This window comes from Breoghania sp., from assembly GCF_030066895.1.
Lineage (GTDB): Bacteria > Pseudomonadota > Alphaproteobacteria > Rhizobiales > Stappiaceae > Breoghania.
This window is the reverse complement of record NZ_JASJAV010000012.1, coordinates 13,526-28,932: the sequence shown is the minus strand read 5'-3', so window position 1 is coordinate 28,932 and position 15,407 is coordinate 13,526. Positions and strand designations below refer to the sequence as shown.

General features: G+C 62.3%; 11 protein-coding genes and 6 pseudogenes. 13 read left to right on the top strand and 4 right to left on the bottom strand.

Going from position 1 to position 15,407, the window contains the following annotated elements; translation table 11 throughout:
• Positions 1-102 precede the first annotated feature (102 nt).
• The 5 genes and pseudogenes from QNJ43_RS13340 to QNJ43_RS13320 all read left to right on the top strand — a co-directional run bounded on the left by QNJ43_RS13340 (position 103) and on the right by QNJ43_RS13320 (position 5,682).
• Positions 103-1,692, top strand: a pseudogene (locus tag QNJ43_RS13340) (ABC transporter substrate-binding protein).
• Between the two features lie 94 nt (positions 1,693-1,786).
• Positions 1,787-2,746, top strand: a pseudogene (locus tag QNJ43_RS13335) (ABC transporter permease subunit).
• A 3-nt stretch (positions 2,747-2,749) separates the two neighbouring features.
• The gene (locus QNJ43_RS13330) at positions 2,750-3,652 is read left to right on the top strand and encodes an ABC transporter permease subunit (protein ID WP_300470727.1); all 903 of its coding nucleotides are present in this window, start codon (positions 2,750-2,752) and stop codon (positions 3,650-3,652) included.
• A 2-nt stretch (positions 3,653-3,654) separates the two neighbouring features.
• Positions 3,655-4,640: pseudogene (locus tag QNJ43_RS13325) on the top strand (ABC transporter ATP-binding protein).
• 85 nt (positions 4,641-4,725) lie between these two features.
• Positions 4,726-5,682, top strand: a pseudogene (locus QNJ43_RS13320) (dipeptide ABC transporter ATP-binding protein).
• Positions 5,683-5,948: 266 nt separating this feature from the next.
• On the opposite strand, the gene QNJ43_RS13315 reads toward QNJ43_RS13320, so the two are convergent.
• Positions 5,949-6,467: a cyclic nucleotide-binding domain-containing protein gene (locus tag QNJ43_RS13315; RefSeq protein ID WP_300470725.1), complete on the bottom strand. Its 519-nt coding sequence runs from the start codon at positions 6,465-6,467 to the stop codon at positions 5,949-5,951.
• Positions 6,468-6,675: 208 nt separating this feature from the next.
• Positions 6,676-7,380, bottom strand: coding sequence for a hypothetical protein (locus QNJ43_RS13310; RefSeq protein ID WP_300470723.1), 705 nt, complete (start codon positions 7,378-7,380; stop codon positions 6,676-6,678).
• Between the two features lie 258 nt (positions 7,381-7,638).
• Here QNJ43_RS13310 and QNJ43_RS13305 point away from each other — a divergent pair, with 258 nt between their 5' ends.
• The gene (locus tag QNJ43_RS13305) at positions 7,639-8,088 is read left to right on the top strand and encodes a L,D-transpeptidase (protein WP_300470721.1); all 450 of its coding nucleotides are present in this window, start codon (positions 7,639-7,641) and stop codon (positions 8,086-8,088) included.
• Positions 8,089-8,123: 35 nt separating this feature from the next.
• Here the strand turns inward: QNJ43_RS13305 and QNJ43_RS13300 are convergent.
• Positions 8,124-8,924, bottom strand: a pseudogene (locus QNJ43_RS13300) (3-hydroxybutyrate dehydrogenase).
• 248 nt (positions 8,925-9,172) lie between these two features.
• Between QNJ43_RS13300 and QNJ43_RS13295 the strand changes: the two are divergent.
• The 7 genes from QNJ43_RS13295 (at position 9,173) to QNJ43_RS13275 (ending at position 14,760) form a co-directional block, all read left to right on the top strand.
• Positions 9,173-9,652: a Fur family transcriptional regulator gene (locus QNJ43_RS13295; RefSeq protein ID WP_300470718.1), complete on the top strand. Its 480-nt coding sequence runs from the start codon at positions 9,173-9,175 to the stop codon at positions 9,650-9,652.
• Between the two features lie 285 nt (positions 9,653-9,937).
• Positions 9,938-11,197 (top strand): flavodoxin-dependent (E)-4-hydroxy-3-methylbut-2-enyl-diphosphate synthase, encoded by a 1,260-nt coding sequence (ispG, locus tag QNJ43_RS13290; protein WP_300470715.1) that lies wholly within the window; start codon positions 9,938-9,940, stop codon positions 11,195-11,197.
• 11 nt (positions 11,198-11,208) lie between these two features.
• The gene (gene pdxY, locus QNJ43_RS13285) at positions 11,209-12,105 is read left to right on the top strand and encodes a pyridoxal kinase (protein ID WP_300470713.1); all 897 of its coding nucleotides are present in this window, start codon (positions 11,209-11,211) and stop codon (positions 12,103-12,105) included.
• Positions 12,098-12,838 (top strand): DUF429 domain-containing protein, encoded by a 741-nt coding sequence (locus QNJ43_RS13280; protein ID WP_300470711.1) that lies wholly within the window; start codon positions 12,098-12,100, stop codon positions 12,836-12,838. Before pdxY ends, QNJ43_RS13280 begins: the two co-directional genes overlap by 8 nt.
• An 82-nt stretch (positions 12,839-12,920) precedes the next feature.
• A complete protein-coding gene (locus QNJ43_RS27195) occupies positions 12,921-13,058 on the top strand; it encodes a hypothetical protein (protein WP_346432980.1) in 138 nt (45 codons plus the stop codon).
• Between the two features lie 54 nt (positions 13,059-13,112).
• On the top strand, positions 13,113-13,619 hold the full coding sequence (locus tag QNJ43_RS27190; protein WP_346432979.1) for an SLC13 family permease: 507 nt from the start codon (positions 13,113-13,115) through the stop codon (positions 13,617-13,619).
• A complete protein-coding gene (locus QNJ43_RS13275; RefSeq protein WP_346432978.1) occupies positions 13,585-14,760 on the top strand; it encodes an SLC13 family permease in 1,176 nt (391 codons plus the stop codon). Before QNJ43_RS27190 ends, QNJ43_RS13275 begins: the two co-directional genes overlap by 35 nt.
• A 43-nt stretch (positions 14,761-14,803) precedes the next feature.
• Here the strand turns inward: QNJ43_RS13275 and QNJ43_RS13270 are convergent.
• Positions 14,804-15,407, bottom strand: a pseudogene (locus QNJ43_RS13270) (metal ABC transporter permease).

The window sequence follows — 15,407 nt, the reverse complement described above, 5'->3', positions numbered from 1 at the left end:
AAACAGAGTGCAATCCGCTGTCTGAATACCGCAGAACTTCCGCAAACAGCACCTTGGAGGGTGGAAATATTTTTCCGGTATCTTCAGTAGAGAGGAACAATCATGTTTATAAAGAAGACGACGTGTTTCGGAGCTATCGCCTCCGTCGCGATGCTTCTGGCCGCACCGGCCTTGTCGAAAACCTGGTCTATTACTCCGAGGGCAGCCCCGAGGGTTTCGATCCGGCACTTTGATACCGCAGGTACTACTTTCGACGCCGCCGGGCGCACGGTTTACAACCGACTTGTCGAGTTCAAGCATAACTCGACGGAGACCGAACCCGGTCTTGCGGAAGGCTGGGATGTCTCCGAAGACGGCACCGTATACACCTTCCATCTGCGCAAGGGCGTGAAGTTCCAGACGACGGACTTCTTCATTCCGACGCGCGACTTCAACGCAGATGACGTCATCTTCTCCTTCGATCGTCAGGCCAAGAAGAAAGGCACGTGGTTCGATTATTCCAACGGGTCGTGGGAATATTTCAACGCCATGTCGATGCTCGACCTGATCAAGAAGATCGAGAAGTTCGATGATTACACGGTCAAGTTCATCCTGACCCGTCCCAAAGCTCCGATGATCGCGAACCTCGCGATGGATTTCGCCTCGATCATGTCGAAGGAATATGCCGACAAGCTGGAAGCCGACGGCACGCCCGAGCTTCTCAACCAGCAGCCGCTGGGCACCGGCCCCTTCCAGTTCGTCGCCTACCAGAAGGACGCGGTCATTCGCTACAAGGCGAACCCGGACTACTGGAAGGGCAAGGAACCCCTCGACAATCTCGTCTTCGCCATCACGCCTAACGCCTCCGTTCGCTACGAGAAGCTGAAGGCCGGCGAATGCCAGATCATGCCGTATCCGAACCCGGCCTACATCGAGGTCATGAAGGTCGACACCTCCATCAACCACCTGATGGAAAAGGCCGTTCTGAACGTCGGCTACATGGCCTACAACACCCAGATGCCTTCCTTCGACAATCCGAAGGTCCGCAAGGCGCTGAACATGGCCATGAACAAGCATGGCCATCATTGACGCCGTCTTCCAGGGCTCCGGCCAGATCGCCAAGAACCCGATACCGCCGACCATGTGGTCCTACAATGACGCGGTGAAGGACGATCCGTACGATCCCGAAACTGCCAAGAAGATGCTCGAGGAAGCCAGCGTTAGGGATCTTTCCATGAAGATCCGGGCGATGCCCGTGCAGCGTCCCTATTAACCCGAATGCGTGGCGCATGTCCGAGCTGATCCAGGCGGATTTCGCCAAGGTCGGCGTCAAGGTCGAGATCGTCTCCTATTAGTGGGGCGAGTATCTGAAGCGCTCTTCCGACGTGAAGCGCGATGGCGCGGTGCTGCTGGGCTGGACGCGACCCGGACAACTTCCTGGCCGTTCTACTGGGCTGTGACGGCGTCGGCGGCGCCAACCGTTCGCAGTAGTGCTACAAGCCCTTCGACGAGCTGCTCCACAAGGCGAAGATTACTTCTGACGAGGCGGAACGCACCAAGCTCTATGAAGAGGCTCAGGTCATCTTCAAGGAGCAGGCGCCCTGGGCAACCACTGACCACTCGACCGTCTTCATGCCCGTTGCCAAGAACGTCACCGGCTTCGTGCAGGACCCGCTGGGTTACCACCGCTTCGATGACGTCGACATCAAGTAAGCAACTTCGACAAATTGATCCCGGCCGTGTATGCGGCCGGGATTTCCCTTGCCTGAACGGCAGCGGTAGCGACCCACAGGTTCATCGGTACCTCATGTTTCGTCTGATCCTAAACAAGATCGATCTGCTGATTCCGACTTTCATCAGCGTGACCGTGATCTCTTTCCTGTTCATCCGGCTCCTGCCGGGTGACCCGGTTCTCCTGCTGGCCTCGGCTTCGACCAACCTTTGTGGCGCCAGTATCTCGATTATCTCGTCGGGATCTTCCATCGCGACCTCGGTACGTCGATCGCCACCAGGCGGCCGGTCATCTCCGAATTCTTCACCCTCTTCCCCGCCACCATGGAACTGTCGCTGTGCGCGATCGTCTTCACGGTGATCGTCGGACTTCCCGCAGGCGTCATCACGGCGCTGTTTCGCGGCAAGACCCCGGATCACGCGGTCATGAGCACGGCGCTGGTCGGCTATTCCATGCCAATCTTCTGGTGGGGCCTACTGTTGATCATCCTGTTCTCCGGCATTCTCGGCTGGACCCCGGTGTCCGGCCCCATATCGCTGCTCTACTATTTCCCCAATATCACCAGCTTCATGCTGATCGACAGCCTGCTTTCGGGACAGTCGGGCGCCTTTGAATCGGCCGTCAGTCACCTGATCCTGTCAACCATCGTGCTGGGCACCATTCCGCTCGCCGTCATCGCACGCCAGACGCGCTCGGCCATGCTGGAAGTGCTGGACGAGGATTACGTGCGCACGGCCCACGCCAAGGGCCTGCCGCCGATCCGCGTCATCGGCCTGCACGCGCTCAGAAACGCCATGATCCAGGTCATCACCACCGTCGACCTGCAGGTCGGCGTGCTGTTTGCCGGCGCCATCCTGACCGACCATCTTCTCCTGGTCGGGGATCGGGAAATGGATGATCGATTCCATCTTCCGCCGCGACTATCCCACCGTTCAGGGCGGACTTCTGCTGATTGCGATCATCGTCATGCTGGTCAATCTGCTGGTCGACGTAACCTACGGACTGATCAACCCTAAGATCCGGCACACGAGGTAAGTCATGGCGGATAGCTCAGTTGCCACCTCCGGACCGACGCGGTCCACCGGCCGTATCGCGCTCTTCAAGGAGTTCTGGCAGTATTTCTCGACCAACCGCGGCGCGGTGGTCGGGCTCTTCTTCATCGCCATCGTCTTCGTGGCGCTGTTTGCGCATTTCATCGCGCCCCACTCCACAACCGACCAGTATCGCGATGCACTGCTGGTTCCCCCGACCTGGACGGCAGGCGGCAATCCGCGCTTCCTGCTGGGCACCGACGCGGTCGGCCGCCACGTGCTCTCCCGGCTGATCTACGGCTCGCGCTACTCGCTCTTCATCGGCTGCGTGATCGTCACCGTCGCGCTCGTTGTCGGCATCTGCCTCGGCCTTGTCGCCGGTGCCATGCGCGGCTGGGTCGACACCATCATCATGCGCGTGATGGACATCATTCTGTCCTTCCCGAGCCTGCTGCTGGCGCTGGTTCTGGTCGCCATCCTCGGCTCCTCGCTCACCAACGCGATGATCGCCATCGTGCAGCAACTCCACTACGTGCGCTTGACACGCGCCGCCGTCATGAGCGAGATGTCGCGCGACTACGTCACGCCCGCCCGCGTGGCGGGCGTGAAGGGCCTCCGGCTGATGCTCGTCACCGTGCTTCCCAACTGCATGGCGCCGCTCATCGTGCAGGCCGCCCTGTCCTTCTCCACGGCGATCCTCGATGCCGCGGCACTGGGCTTCCTCGGCGTCGGCGCGCAACCACCCACTCTCGAATGGAGCACCATGCTGGCCGAGGCGCGCGAATTCATCCTGCGTGCCTGGTGGGTCCTCACTTTCCCGGGCGTCGCCATCCTGCGGACCGTTCTCGCCATCAACCTGTTCGGCGACGGCCTGCGCTATGCGCTCGATCCCAAACTGGAGAGATCGTGATCATGTCCCTCCTTGAATTTTCCAGTCTATCCGTCGAGTTCGCGACGTTGAACGGCGGCTTCAAGGCGGTCGACAACGTCTCGCTGACCGTCGATCCGGGCGAGATCGTCGCCATCGTGGGCGAATCCGGCTCTGGCAAGTCCGTCTCCATGCTGGCGGTGATCGGCCTCCTGCCCTGGACCGCCAACTCCACAGCCGACAAGCTCGAATTCCAGGGCCGCGACATGCTGAAGATGCGCCCCCGGGACAAGCGCAAGATCATCGGCAAGGACATCTCGATGATCTTCCAGGAGCCGACGACGAGCCTCAACCCGTGCTTCACCGTCGACTTCCAGATCACCGAGACGCTGAAGAAGCACACCGATCTCTCGGTTCGGAACGCAAGAACCGGGCGATCGAGCTTCTGCGCATGGTCGGCATTCCCGCACCCGAGCGCCGCATCACGTCCTTCCCGCATCAGCTGTCCGGCGGCATGAACCAGCGCGTGATGATCGCCATGGCCATCGCCTGCGACCCCAAGCTGCTGATCGCCGACGAGCCGACGACGGCGCTCGACGTGAGTGACCATTCAGGCGCAGATCCTGGAACTCCTCATGAAGATCAAGGAGGAGACCGACATGGGGCTCGTCCTGATACCCACGACATGGGCGTGGTGGCGGAAACGGCCGACCGCGTGATCGTGCAATATGCCGGTCAGCAGGTCGAGCAGCAGGAGGTCAAGGGTCTCTTCCGCGACCCGCATCATCTCTATACCGCGGCCCTGCTGACCGCCCTGCCCGAATGCGCCACGAGCGATGAACTGCCCTCGATCCCGGGCGTCGTGCCCGGCCAGTTCGACCGCCCGACCGGGTGCCTGTTCTCGCCGCGCTGCTCGTTTGCGACCGAGCGCTGCCGGCAGATCCAGCCCGCTCCCGCTGGCGAGGCACTGGGCTGTGGGCTCTGCCACACGCCGCTTCTGGCCGGCGAGCCGCAGAACGAGGCCGCATGATGGCTGAGACCGAAATGACTTCGAAAACGAATCCCGACCCCATCCGACGCGCAAGCTCGACGAGACCGTTCTCGTCGCCGACGACATCAAGCGGTACTACGAGATTCCACAAGGCGCTTCGGCAAGCCGAAGATCCTGAAGGCGGTGGATGGGGCGAGCTTCAAGCTGAAGCGCGGCCGCACGCTTGCGGTCGTGGGTGAATCGGGCTGCGGAAAGTCCACGCTGGCGCTCTTCGTCACCATGATCGAACCGGCCAGCGGCGGCTCGCTGCAGATCGGCGACACCGATGTGGTCCACGCCTCGAAAAGCCAGCTCGCCCGCCTGCGCTCCAAGGTCCAGATCGTCTTCCAGAACCACTACGACTCGCTCAGCCCGCGTCAGAAGACCGGCTCGACCCTGGAGGAACCGCTTCTGATCAACACCAACCTTGTCCAAGAAGCAGCGTGAGGAAAAGGCCCGCGCCATGATGGACGAGGTCGCTCTGCGCCCCGAGCACTACGACCGCTATCCGCACATGTTCTCCGGCAGTCAGCGCCAGCGCATCGCGGTCGCCCGTGCCCTGATGCTGGACCCGTCGATCCTGGTGCTCGACGAGCCGACCTCCGCGCTCGACGTCTCCATTCAGGCGCAGGTGCTGAACCTGCTGCGCGACATCCAGAAGCGCCATAACCTGGCCTATCTTTTCATTTCCCACGATCTTTCGGTGGTGCGCTACATCGCCGACGAGGTGATGGTGATGTATCTAGGCCGCCCCGTGGAGCAGGACTCGCGCGATGCGATCTTCGAAAGCCCGCAGCACCCCTATACCCAGGCGCTGCTGTCGGCGACGCCGGTGGCCGATCCCGAAGGCAAGCGCGAGCGCATCGTGCTGACGGACGAACTGCCCTCCCCGATCGCCTCGCCGCCGGGCTGTACCTTCCACCCGCGCTGCCCCCGCGCCGCCGACATCTGCCGCCAGCTCGTGCCCCCGATGCACGACACCGCCGGCACGACCAGTTGGTGCCATCGCCCGTGGGAAATGAAGGACGAAACGGCCGCCTGAAAATGGGAGCCGCCCTCGCATCAAACGCATGATGTGAAAAGGTGCGGCTCCGGCTTGCTGTATGGCCCATCCTTCGAGACGCCCGCTCGCGCGGGCTCCTCAGGATGACGTTGTGTGTGGGGCTCGCTTCTTCAAAACCAACACCACGATAACGTCATCCTGAGGAGCGCTCGTCAGAGCGCGTCTCGAAGGATGGGCCATACGACTGAAACGGACACACTTCCGCAACTCACCTTCGAAGCGGAAAAAGCTCCAAGGCCCGTTCTCTATTTCGATTTGGTATTGAGCGGCGTGACGTTCAGCGCGTCGAGCGTTTCCGTGACCTTCAGCAATTCCCCGGTCGTGGAGCGCAGACGCTGGGCAAGGCTTGCATGCATCGCCTGGGCGATCTCGGGATATTCCTGCAGCATGCGCTTGAACAGCGCGCGGCGGATCCGGATCATTTCCGTCTGCTCGACCGCCACGGCCGTGTTTGGGCGGTGCGTTTCGATGAACAGCGCCATTTCGCCCAGAAGCGTACCGGGACCACAGGTGACGGTTTCGCCTTCTCCGCCGTCCTTCTTGCCTTTGCCCTTGCCATCGGCCTTGCCGGCCGTGCTCAGCGCCACCTCACCGGAGATGATCACGTAGCTTGCGTCCGAACGCTCGCCTTCGCGGTAGATGACATCATTGGGCGTAGCCATCACGTTTTCCGCCGAGAAGGCGAGAAGACGGAGTTGCTCGTCGGAAAACTCGCCCAGAAGCGGCACCTGGCGCAGCAAGGGAATGTCGCGGGCGAGGCTCATGCAGGAATTCCGGTACTCTCTGAGTGACTGCGTTGTGGCGGACGGTTCAAGCCCGGCAATGCGATAAGGCTAGGCTGGTCTTACCAACTGGACCGGCCACCTAAACCGGGGAGGAATCACCGTCGCCCGATCCCGCAGTTTAGCATGGAAAGTGTTGTCGGCGAGGCACTTCGGGCCCGCTACGCACACTCTCGCGAAGCACCCGGCGTCACCGTTCGATCAGGTTGAACTCCCTGAGCAGGGGCGATCCGGGCATTGAGCCGGCGGACGTTTCCTCCGGCCGGGCAAACGGATTGCCCGTGTCCTTGTTCTCCTCCTCGTCGGAGAAGGGATTGTTGGAACCACCGCCATTGTCGTTGGAGAAGGGGTTCATCTCCGTTCCCAGATCGCGGTTGCGCCAGTAGCGGGCGCATTCGAACAACCACGACAGCATGCGGTTGGTCGAGGTCAGGGAGAAATTCATGGTGGTGTTGGCAGCCTGCACCGTCATCATGCGGCCGCGGCGCACGCGCGCAAACAGCCGGTCATCGCCGGGCAGCGGCACCTTCACCTGGCTTTCGGCCACCACTTCGGCCGTTCCCATATAGTCGCGGCTATGGTCGATCCAGTAACGCACCGGGTATTCCGCGCCCACCTTCAGCTTCCATTTCGAATTGACGAGACCGAAGGCCCAGTTCAGATCCTCGTGGATGGAAAAGATCAGCGTCGTCCCGCTCCGGTAGTTGGCGGAGGCCGCGCAATGGCTGAAGGCGCCGGTCTTGGAATGGGTGTAGGCGCCCCCGTCCCAATTGCCGATTTTGAAGTGCGAAATGCGCTCCGCCTGCGCCGTGCCGCTGGCGACAAGGCTCACAAGCCCGATCGCCACGATCCCCGCCGCAAACATCCCTCCGACCTTTCCGAACCTGCCGATCATGCCGCCCTCGTTTTCTTGAAGCTCTCAATCCTGCTAACCGGAAACGGTGACCAGACACTGCTCCTGACCGACTCATGAGCGACGTCAGACCGGTCGTAACAATGCGCTTGCTTACGCCTGCGAGATCGCGTTCGTGCGGCAAAGCGCCGTGGCCGTTGCGTCACATTTACTTTTTTACTTTAACGATTAGTTTACTTTGCAATATTCCGGCCGGGAGCTTTTATTGCCTACATCATAAATCCCGGCTGGGAGGGATAGATGCTTTTGTTCAGACGGTTGCTTGCCGCGACCGCCATCGTCTTTCTGCTTGTCTTCGTTGGTTCCTTTTCGGATAACGGTGCGCAGGCGGCGCAAGTGACCGCCACCATCAGCCTCAAGGACCAGAGGATGAAAGTAACGGTCAATGGCTGGAAGCGGTATTCGTGGAAAGTCTCGACCGCAAGGCGTGGTTACCGCACCCCTCAGGGCAGTTTCCGCCCCACGCGGATGTACGAGCGCTACTACTCCAAGAAGTACCACCACTCACCGATGCCCTATTCGGTCTTCTTCTACCACGGCTTCGCCATTCACGGGACGAACGCGGTCCGTCACCTGGGCAGCCCCGCCTCTCACGGCTGTGTCCGGCTGCACCCCGACAATGCGCGCAAGCTTTTCGAACTGGTGAAGAAATACGGCAAGGCGAATACGCAGATCATCGTGACGCGCTGAGGGGCCCCGGCCCGAAGGTCGAGGCGGCACTCGTATCAGTGCGCGGTCCATCCCCCGTCCATGCTCATCAGCGATCCGGTGATCGTTTCACCGGCATCGGAGCACAGGAAGATAGCCATCGCGGCCACCTGGTCAACGGTGACGAACTTCTTCGTCGGTTGGGCGGCCAGCAGGACGTCGCGTTTGACCTGCTCTTCACTCATGCCCCGCGCCTTCATCGTGTCGGGGATCTGCGCCTCCACAAGCGGTGTTCAGACGTAACCCGGGCAGATCGCATTGCAGGTCACGCCCGTCTCCGCCACCTCAAGCACCACCGTCTTGGTCAGTCCGGCGATGCCGTGCTTGGCCGCCACGTAGGGCGAGGCGATCAGCGCATGCGCGGAGGCGGTGTTGATGATCCGGCCCCAGCCCTTCTTCTTCATGGCCGGCAACGCGGCGCGGATCGTGTGGAAGGCCGAGGTCAGGTTGATCGCGATGATCTGATCCCACTTCTCCGGCGGGAACTCGTCAACCGGCGCCACATACTGGATCCCGGCATTGTTCACAAGGATATCGATCGCGCTGAATTCCTCTTCCGCTTGCGAGATCATCTTCTCGATCTCATCGGGTTTGGTCATGTCAGCTCCGATGTAGCGACAGATGACGCCAAATTCTTTTTCGATGCCCGTTCGCGTTTTCTCGATCTCGTCCGTATCTCCAAACCCATTGAGAACGATATTGGCGCCTTCAGACGCGAATGCACGCGCATAGGCGAACCCGATACCGGAGGTGGAGCCGGTGACGAGAGCGGTCTTGTTTTCAGCATCTTTGAAACTCCCAAAATATGATCTTGGAATCTGTCCAATCAACGTGCCAGCAGCCCCATCGGTTTCAGGAAAATGACTTATTATCTGAGATGCTGCGTCGCAACAAAATAGTTGACGTTAGGGCATATTCTTTCCACCCCGTTCCTTGCAACACTTCCCGCATGGCCTGGGTCATGCGTATATGTTAAGCGTCGAAAGACGAGATTTGAGGGAGATGAGCCCGCGCTGCCCGCCTGGCCGGACACCGGGCCTTCCACCTCCAACGAAGACCGCGCCCTGTGTTTGAACACGAAGATCACGATCATGCGCACTGCGAAAGCGATGCGCTCCAACGGGCGGAAACGGCATGCGCCGACCGCCGGGTGAATTTCACGGCCCAGCGCCGTCGCGTGCTAGAAGCGCTTCTTGAAAGCCATGTCCCGACAAGCGCCTACGACATCATCGACCGGCTCGCCGCCGACGGACCGCGCCCCGCACCGATCACCGTCTACCGGGCGCTGGATTTCCTGGCCGAGCAGGGCTTCGTCCATCGCATCGAAAGCCGCAACGCCTACGTCGCCTGCTGCCACGTGCACGAGGGCGGCGAGGTGGTGTTCCTGCTTTGCGACAAATGCGGTGCGGCAGATGAAGTCACTTCCATCCAGCTTGCGGGCCCGATCGCTGCCATCGCCAGGGAGGCCGGTTTCGAACCGCGCCGCTCAGTGCTGGAAATCCGCGGCCTGTGCGCTCGCTGCCGGGAGATGGCCGGAGAGGCCTGAGTTCTAAGCACGCGCCGCATACTGCTCACACATCGCTCGCGTGTGCTTACAACCCCTCACGTGCTCATCATTCCGGACGGTCTGCAGCGCAAGCTGCATGACCAGATCCGGAATCCAGCGTGGGCAAGCTACACCGCAGGTGCTCCGCTTCCCCTTAATCCGCATAGATCCGATTTCACTTGCGGCCGATTTGCATTAGAAGACTAGCGCACACGGCGCCGCGCCCTAATTGCGTAGGCGGAAGCGCCCTGCCCAAAGATTGATCCGAGAGACCCCGTTTCGGCGATGACACATCCCACCCTGCTCAAGCCCCGCCACCATTCCGTTGCCGTCAAGGTCGGCTCCGTCACCGTGGGCGGTGACGCGCCGGTCGTCGTGCAATCGATGACCAACACCGACACCGCCGACGTGGAAGCCACCATTGCCCAGGTCGCGGCGCTGGCGCGGGCCGGGTCAGAACTGGTGCGTATCACAGTCGATCGCGACGAGGCCGCCGCCGCCGTCCCCCATATCCGCGACCGGTTGATGCTGAAGAACATCAACGTGCCGCTGATCGGCGACTTCCACTATATCGGCCACAAGCTGCTCGCCGATCACCCGGCCTGTGCCGAGGCGCTCGCCAAGTACCGCATCAATCCGGGCAATGTGGGGTTCCGCGCCAAGCGCGACACGCAGTTCTCGCAGATCATCGACATCGCTCTGAAGAACGACAAGCCGGTCCGGATCGGCGTCAACTGGGGCTCGCTCGATCAGGAACTTCTCACGCACCTGATGGACGAGAACGCAGCCAGCGCGCATCCCGTGCCCGCCACCGACGTCATGCGCGAGGCGATCATCCGCTCCGGCCTCCTATCGGCGGAGCGCGCGGAAGAGCTGGGGATGGGGCGCGACAAGATCATCCTGTCGGCCAAGGTCTCCAGCGTTCAGGATCTGATTGCCATCTATGCCGATCTGGCGGAGCGTTGCGACTACGCGCTTCATCTGGGCCTGACGGAAGCGGGCATGGGCACCAAGGGCATCGTGGCCTCCTCCGCCTCCATGGGCATCCTGCTGCAACAGGGCATCGGCGACACGATCCGCGTCTCGCTGACCCCCGAACCCGGCGGCGACCGGGCCCGCGAGGTGCAGGTCGCGCAGGAACTACTGCAGACCATGGGGTTCCGCGCCTTCGTGCCGGTGGTTGCCGCCTGCCCGGGCTGCGGGCGCACAACCTCGACCGTCTTCCAGGAGCTCGCCAGCGACATTCAGGATCACATTCGCGACAACATGCCGTTGTGGCGGCAGAAATATCCGGGCGTGGAAGCGCTCAACGTCGCGGTGATGGGCTGCATCGTCAACGGACCGGGCGAATCCAAGCATGCCGATATCGGCATTTCGCTGCCCGGCACGGGCGAGACGCTCTCGGCCCCCATCTTCATCGACGGCGAAAAGGTGAAGACGTTGCACGGGTCCGGCATTGCGGAAGAATTCAAGAAAATGGTGCTCGATTATATCGAAGCCCGCTTCGGCCCCGGCGAAAGCCGTCCGGCCGCCAAATCCGCGTGACCGCAGTGAACATGACAGACACACCCGAAACACCGCCCTCCTCTCCCCGCCCCAAACCAGCCGTCATCGTCGCCACCTCGCAGGTGGTGCGCGGCACCGTGGGTGGGCGCTCCTCGCTGTTCACGCTGGAACGCCTCGGCTTCCGGGTCTGGCATCTACCGACGATCCTGCTCGGCTGGAACCCGAAATATGGCCCCTCCACCCGGCTCATCCCGGACAAAGAAACCTTCGCCGGGATCGTCGACGATCTCATCGGCGCGCGCTGGCTGGGCGAGGTCGGCGCCGTTCTGACTGGCTATCTCGGCGCGGCCCATCAGGGCCCGACGCTCGGCAAGCTTATCTCAGCGGTGAAGAAGCAGAACCCGGACGCGCTTTACCTGTGCGACCCGATCATCGGCGACGAGGGCACGCTCTACGTGCCGCCGGAAACGGTGGCTGCGCAAAAGAACGAGCTGATGCCCCGCGCCGACATCCTGACGCCGAACCTGTTCGAACTGAGCTGGTTCACCGGCGGCACAATCGAGACGGAGATGGCCGCCCTCGCCGCGGCCCGCACCCTTCCCGCCGACCGCGTGATGGTTTCCTCCGCGCCAGCTCTGCGCAAGAAATCTCTCTCAACGCTGCTCGCCACCCCGCACAGCGCCTTTGCGGTGGAACATGCGGAAGTGGACGGCGTACCCCACGGTACTGGCGACCTTCTAGCCGCACTGTTCCTCGCCGAACTGCTGCAGGGCTCCGATGACGAGACGGCTCTCGCGCGGACTGTTTCGGGCACCTTCGAGATGGCGGCACGCAGTGCCAAGGCCGGTTCGGACGAACAGATGCTGACCGAATACCAGCAGACGATCGTGCGCCCGATGGCGATGGTGACCTCCCGGCGGATCATGGAACGGAGGGAACGTGTGTGAGGACGGCACCCGCCCGCTCGTTGCGGGCGTCGACGGCTGCCCCGGCGACTGGATCGCGGTCATGCGCGAAATCGGTCCGGATTTTTCTCCACGCTTTGCGCTCTTCAGACAATTTACCGACCTTCTGGCACTCAGCCCCGCCCCGGCGATTTTCGCGATCGACATGCCCATCGGCCTTGCGGAACGCTCAGGCCCCGGCGAACGTGGCCCGGAAAGCTGCGCCTGCCCGCATCTCGGCGAACGGCAATCTCCCGTCTTCTCGGTCCCTACGCGCGCCGCTGTGATGTGCGAGGACTATCGCGAGGCCTGCACGGCAGCCCTTGCCACCTCCGAGCCGCCACGCAAGGTCTCCAAACAGGCCTTCAACCTGTTTCCCAAGATCCGCGAGATCGACGCGCTGATGACGCCCGAGCTTGAGGTGCACGTCTTCGAGGTTCATCCCGAACTTGGCTTCTGGCGGTTGAACGGCGAAAGGCCCATGAGCCTGCCGAAAATGATCCGCAGCCAAGGCTCCATACCCGGCATCGAGGAACGCCGGACGCTTCTGGAGCGCTTCGGCTTCCCGGCTGATTTCTGGCACCAGCCGCCCCCTTCCGGCGTCGGTGCGGATGATCTGGTCGATGCGGCGGTAAATTCGATCATTGCCAAGCGGATCCTGAAGGGCGAAGCGCAGTCCTTCCCGCCGGAGCCCGAACGCGACGCCGGGGGGCTCAGAATGGCGATCTGGGCCTGAGCGGGCCGGGTCGGAACACGTGGCCCATCCTTTCGGAACCAAACGCCCTCGATCCGACTTATCGACAGGTCGCCCGGCGCTGATGCCGGTTTCTCGCACATCGCATATCCACTATCGTGCATCTCTCGTTACCGGCTACAGGCCCCTCATGACCTTTGATCAGATCGTTCTGTTCGCCATTTTCTTCTGCGTTTTCGCGATGATGCTGTGGGGCCGCTGACGCTACGATCTCATCGCTTTTGCAGCCCTTCTCATCGGCGTTCTCGCAGGCGCAGTGCCGGTTGAAGAGGCTTTCGCCGGCTTCGGCAACGAGGCCACGATCATCGTCGCGCTGGTGCTGGTCGTCTCGCGCGGATTTGTGAATTCCGGCACGGTCGACATCATCACCCGTCAGGTCTCCGGCGCGGGGCGGGGGCTTGGAACCCATATCGCGATGATGGGCGGCATCAGCTCGGTGCTGTCGGCCTTCATGAACAATGTGGCCGCCCTGGCGCTCCTGATGCCCGTCGACATGCAGGCCGCACACAAGGCCGGGCGGCGCGGGCCGGGCCTGACGCTGATGCCGCTGGCATTCGCGACGATCCTCGGCGGCATGGTCACGCTGATCGGCACGCCCCCCCCAACATCATCATCTCGCAGATCCGCGCGCGCACGCTCGATGCCCCCTTCCGCATGTTCGATTTCGCGCCCGTGGGGCTCGTCTGTGCGGGCATCGGCGTGCTGTTCGTCACCTTCATCGGCTGGCGGTGCTGCCCGCCCGCGTGCGCACCGGCGGCGGTGAGGAAAGCCTGTTCGATCTGGAGGACTACATCGCCGAACTGGTGGTGGGCGAGGATTCCAAGCTTGCCGGCAGAAAGCTCGGCGAGATCGACAAGGAAACGGACGAGGCCGACGTCGCCGTGATCGACCTGGCGCGCGGCAAGACGCGGTTTTCCGCCTCCAACCGCCATCTGGAAATCCGCCCCGGCGACGTGCTGATCGTGGAGGCGGGACCGGAGGGACTCGACAAGTTCCGCGGGCTCGCCAAGCTGGAGGTCGCGGGCGAAAAGCGCACCGGATCGACCACCGGCGAAGGCATGGGACTGGCGGAGGTGGTGGTGCCACGCGACAACCGCCTGGAAGGCCGCTCCGTGCTCGGCGTGCAGCTTCTGCACCGCCAGGGCGTGGGGCTGCTCAGCGTTTCGCGTCACGGCCAGCGCTTCTACCAGCATCTCGACCGCCTCACCATCCACGCCGGCGACATCCTGCTTCTTTACGGCGCGGCCGATCGTCTGGCCGACATCACCCGCTGGCTCGGCGCCCTGCCGCTGGCCGCGCGCGGCGTCAACGTCACCCAGCACAACCGCGCCGCCCTCACCGTGGCGATCTTCGCCCTCGCCCTCGTTGCCGCCAGCTTCGCGGTCGTGCCGCTTCCCATCGCGCTCGGCGTCGTCGTCGCTCTCTACGTGGCAACGGATATCGTGCCCATCTGCGAGGTCTACGATCACATCGAATGGCCGGTCGTCGTGCTGCTCGGCTCGATGATCCCGCTCGGCGTGGCGCTGGAAGATTCCGGCAGCACGACGTTGATCGCGGAAGGCATTGTCGATCTCACCCACGGCCTTCCCGCCGCCACCGTTCTGTTCGTGCTGATGGTAGTGATCATGACCCTGTCGGACGTGCTCAACAACACCGCCACCGCGGTGATCGGCGTCCCCATCGCCATCGACATTGCGCACAGCCTGAACGTCAGTCCGGACCCGTTCCTGATGGCGGTGGCCTCTTCATGTGCCTTCCTCACTCCCATCGGGCACAAGAACAACACGCTCATTCTCGGCCCCGGCGGCTATGCCTTTTCCGATTACTGGCGCATGGGCCTGCCGCTGGAAATCCTCATCGTCGCGACGGGCGTTCCGGCGATCCTGGTGTTCTGGCCGTTGTGAGGGGAAGTAGAGGAAGACGGCGCGCAAGCGCCTCCGTTTCCCTCTACCGCGTCCGCGCCCTCACCTGCACGCTCACGAAGGTGACGATGAACACCGCCGTCATGGTCAGCACAATGGTCGGCGCAGACGCACTATCGAGGAAGAAGCTGGCATAGATGCCGGTGATGGTGGAGCCGACGGCGACCAGCACCGAAATCGCCATCATCTGCGCGAAGTTGTGGGCAATGAGATAGGCGATCGCCCCCGGCGCCACCAGAACGGCAATCGCTAGGATGATCCCCACCGCCTTCAGCGCGGCGACGATCGCCAGTGAGATCAACCCGCTCGTCGAAACATAGCCCCAAGGTCACGCCCAGCATGTCGCCAAAGAGGATGTGATCGAGGTGCACGTCGGTCCGGATTGAAACATAGAGAACGAGCCCTAGCCCGAACATGCCGGAGAAGACGACGCCCATCACCGTGTCTTCCTTGATTTGGCTGTTTTCCTTCAGAAACCCGGAGGCAAGCGCGCAGGTCATGCCCGCCCCGAAAGCGCCCACCGCCAACGGCAGATCGGCGACATAGACCAGAACGATGCCCGGCAGAACCGCATGCGAGATCGCGAAGGCCTTCTGCATGAAGGGGAAGAGGAACGGCATTGCAGTCAT

What these genes read in the sequence shown, in the direction of transcription:
- QNJ43_RS13330 (WP_300470727.1), top strand. Translation starts at nt 2,750, where the DNA reads ATGGCGGATAGCTCAGTTGCCACCTCCGGACCGACGCGGTCCACCGGC.
- QNJ43_RS13315 (WP_300470725.1), bottom strand. Translation starts at nt 6,467, where the DNA reads ATGAGCCTCGCCCGCGACATTCCCTTGCTGCGCCAGGTGCCGCTTCTG.
- QNJ43_RS13310 (WP_300470723.1), bottom strand. Translation starts at nt 7,380, where the DNA reads ATGATCGGCAGGTTCGGAAAGGTCGGAGGGATGTTTGCGGCGGGGATC.
- QNJ43_RS13305 (WP_300470721.1), top strand. Translation starts at nt 7,639, where the DNA reads ATGCTTTTGTTCAGACGGTTGCTTGCCGCGACCGCCATCGTCTTTCTG.
- ispG (WP_300470715.1), top strand. Translation starts at nt 9,938, where the DNA reads ATGACACATCCCACCCTGCTCAAGCCCCGCCACCATTCCGTTGCCGTC.
- pdxY (WP_300470713.1), top strand. Translation starts at nt 11,209, where the DNA reads ATGACAGACACACCCGAAACACCGCCCTCCTCTCCCCGCCCCAAACCA.
- QNJ43_RS27195 (WP_346432980.1), top strand. Translation starts at nt 12,921, where the DNA reads ATGCCGGTTTCTCGCACATCGCATATCCACTATCGTGCATCTCTCGTT.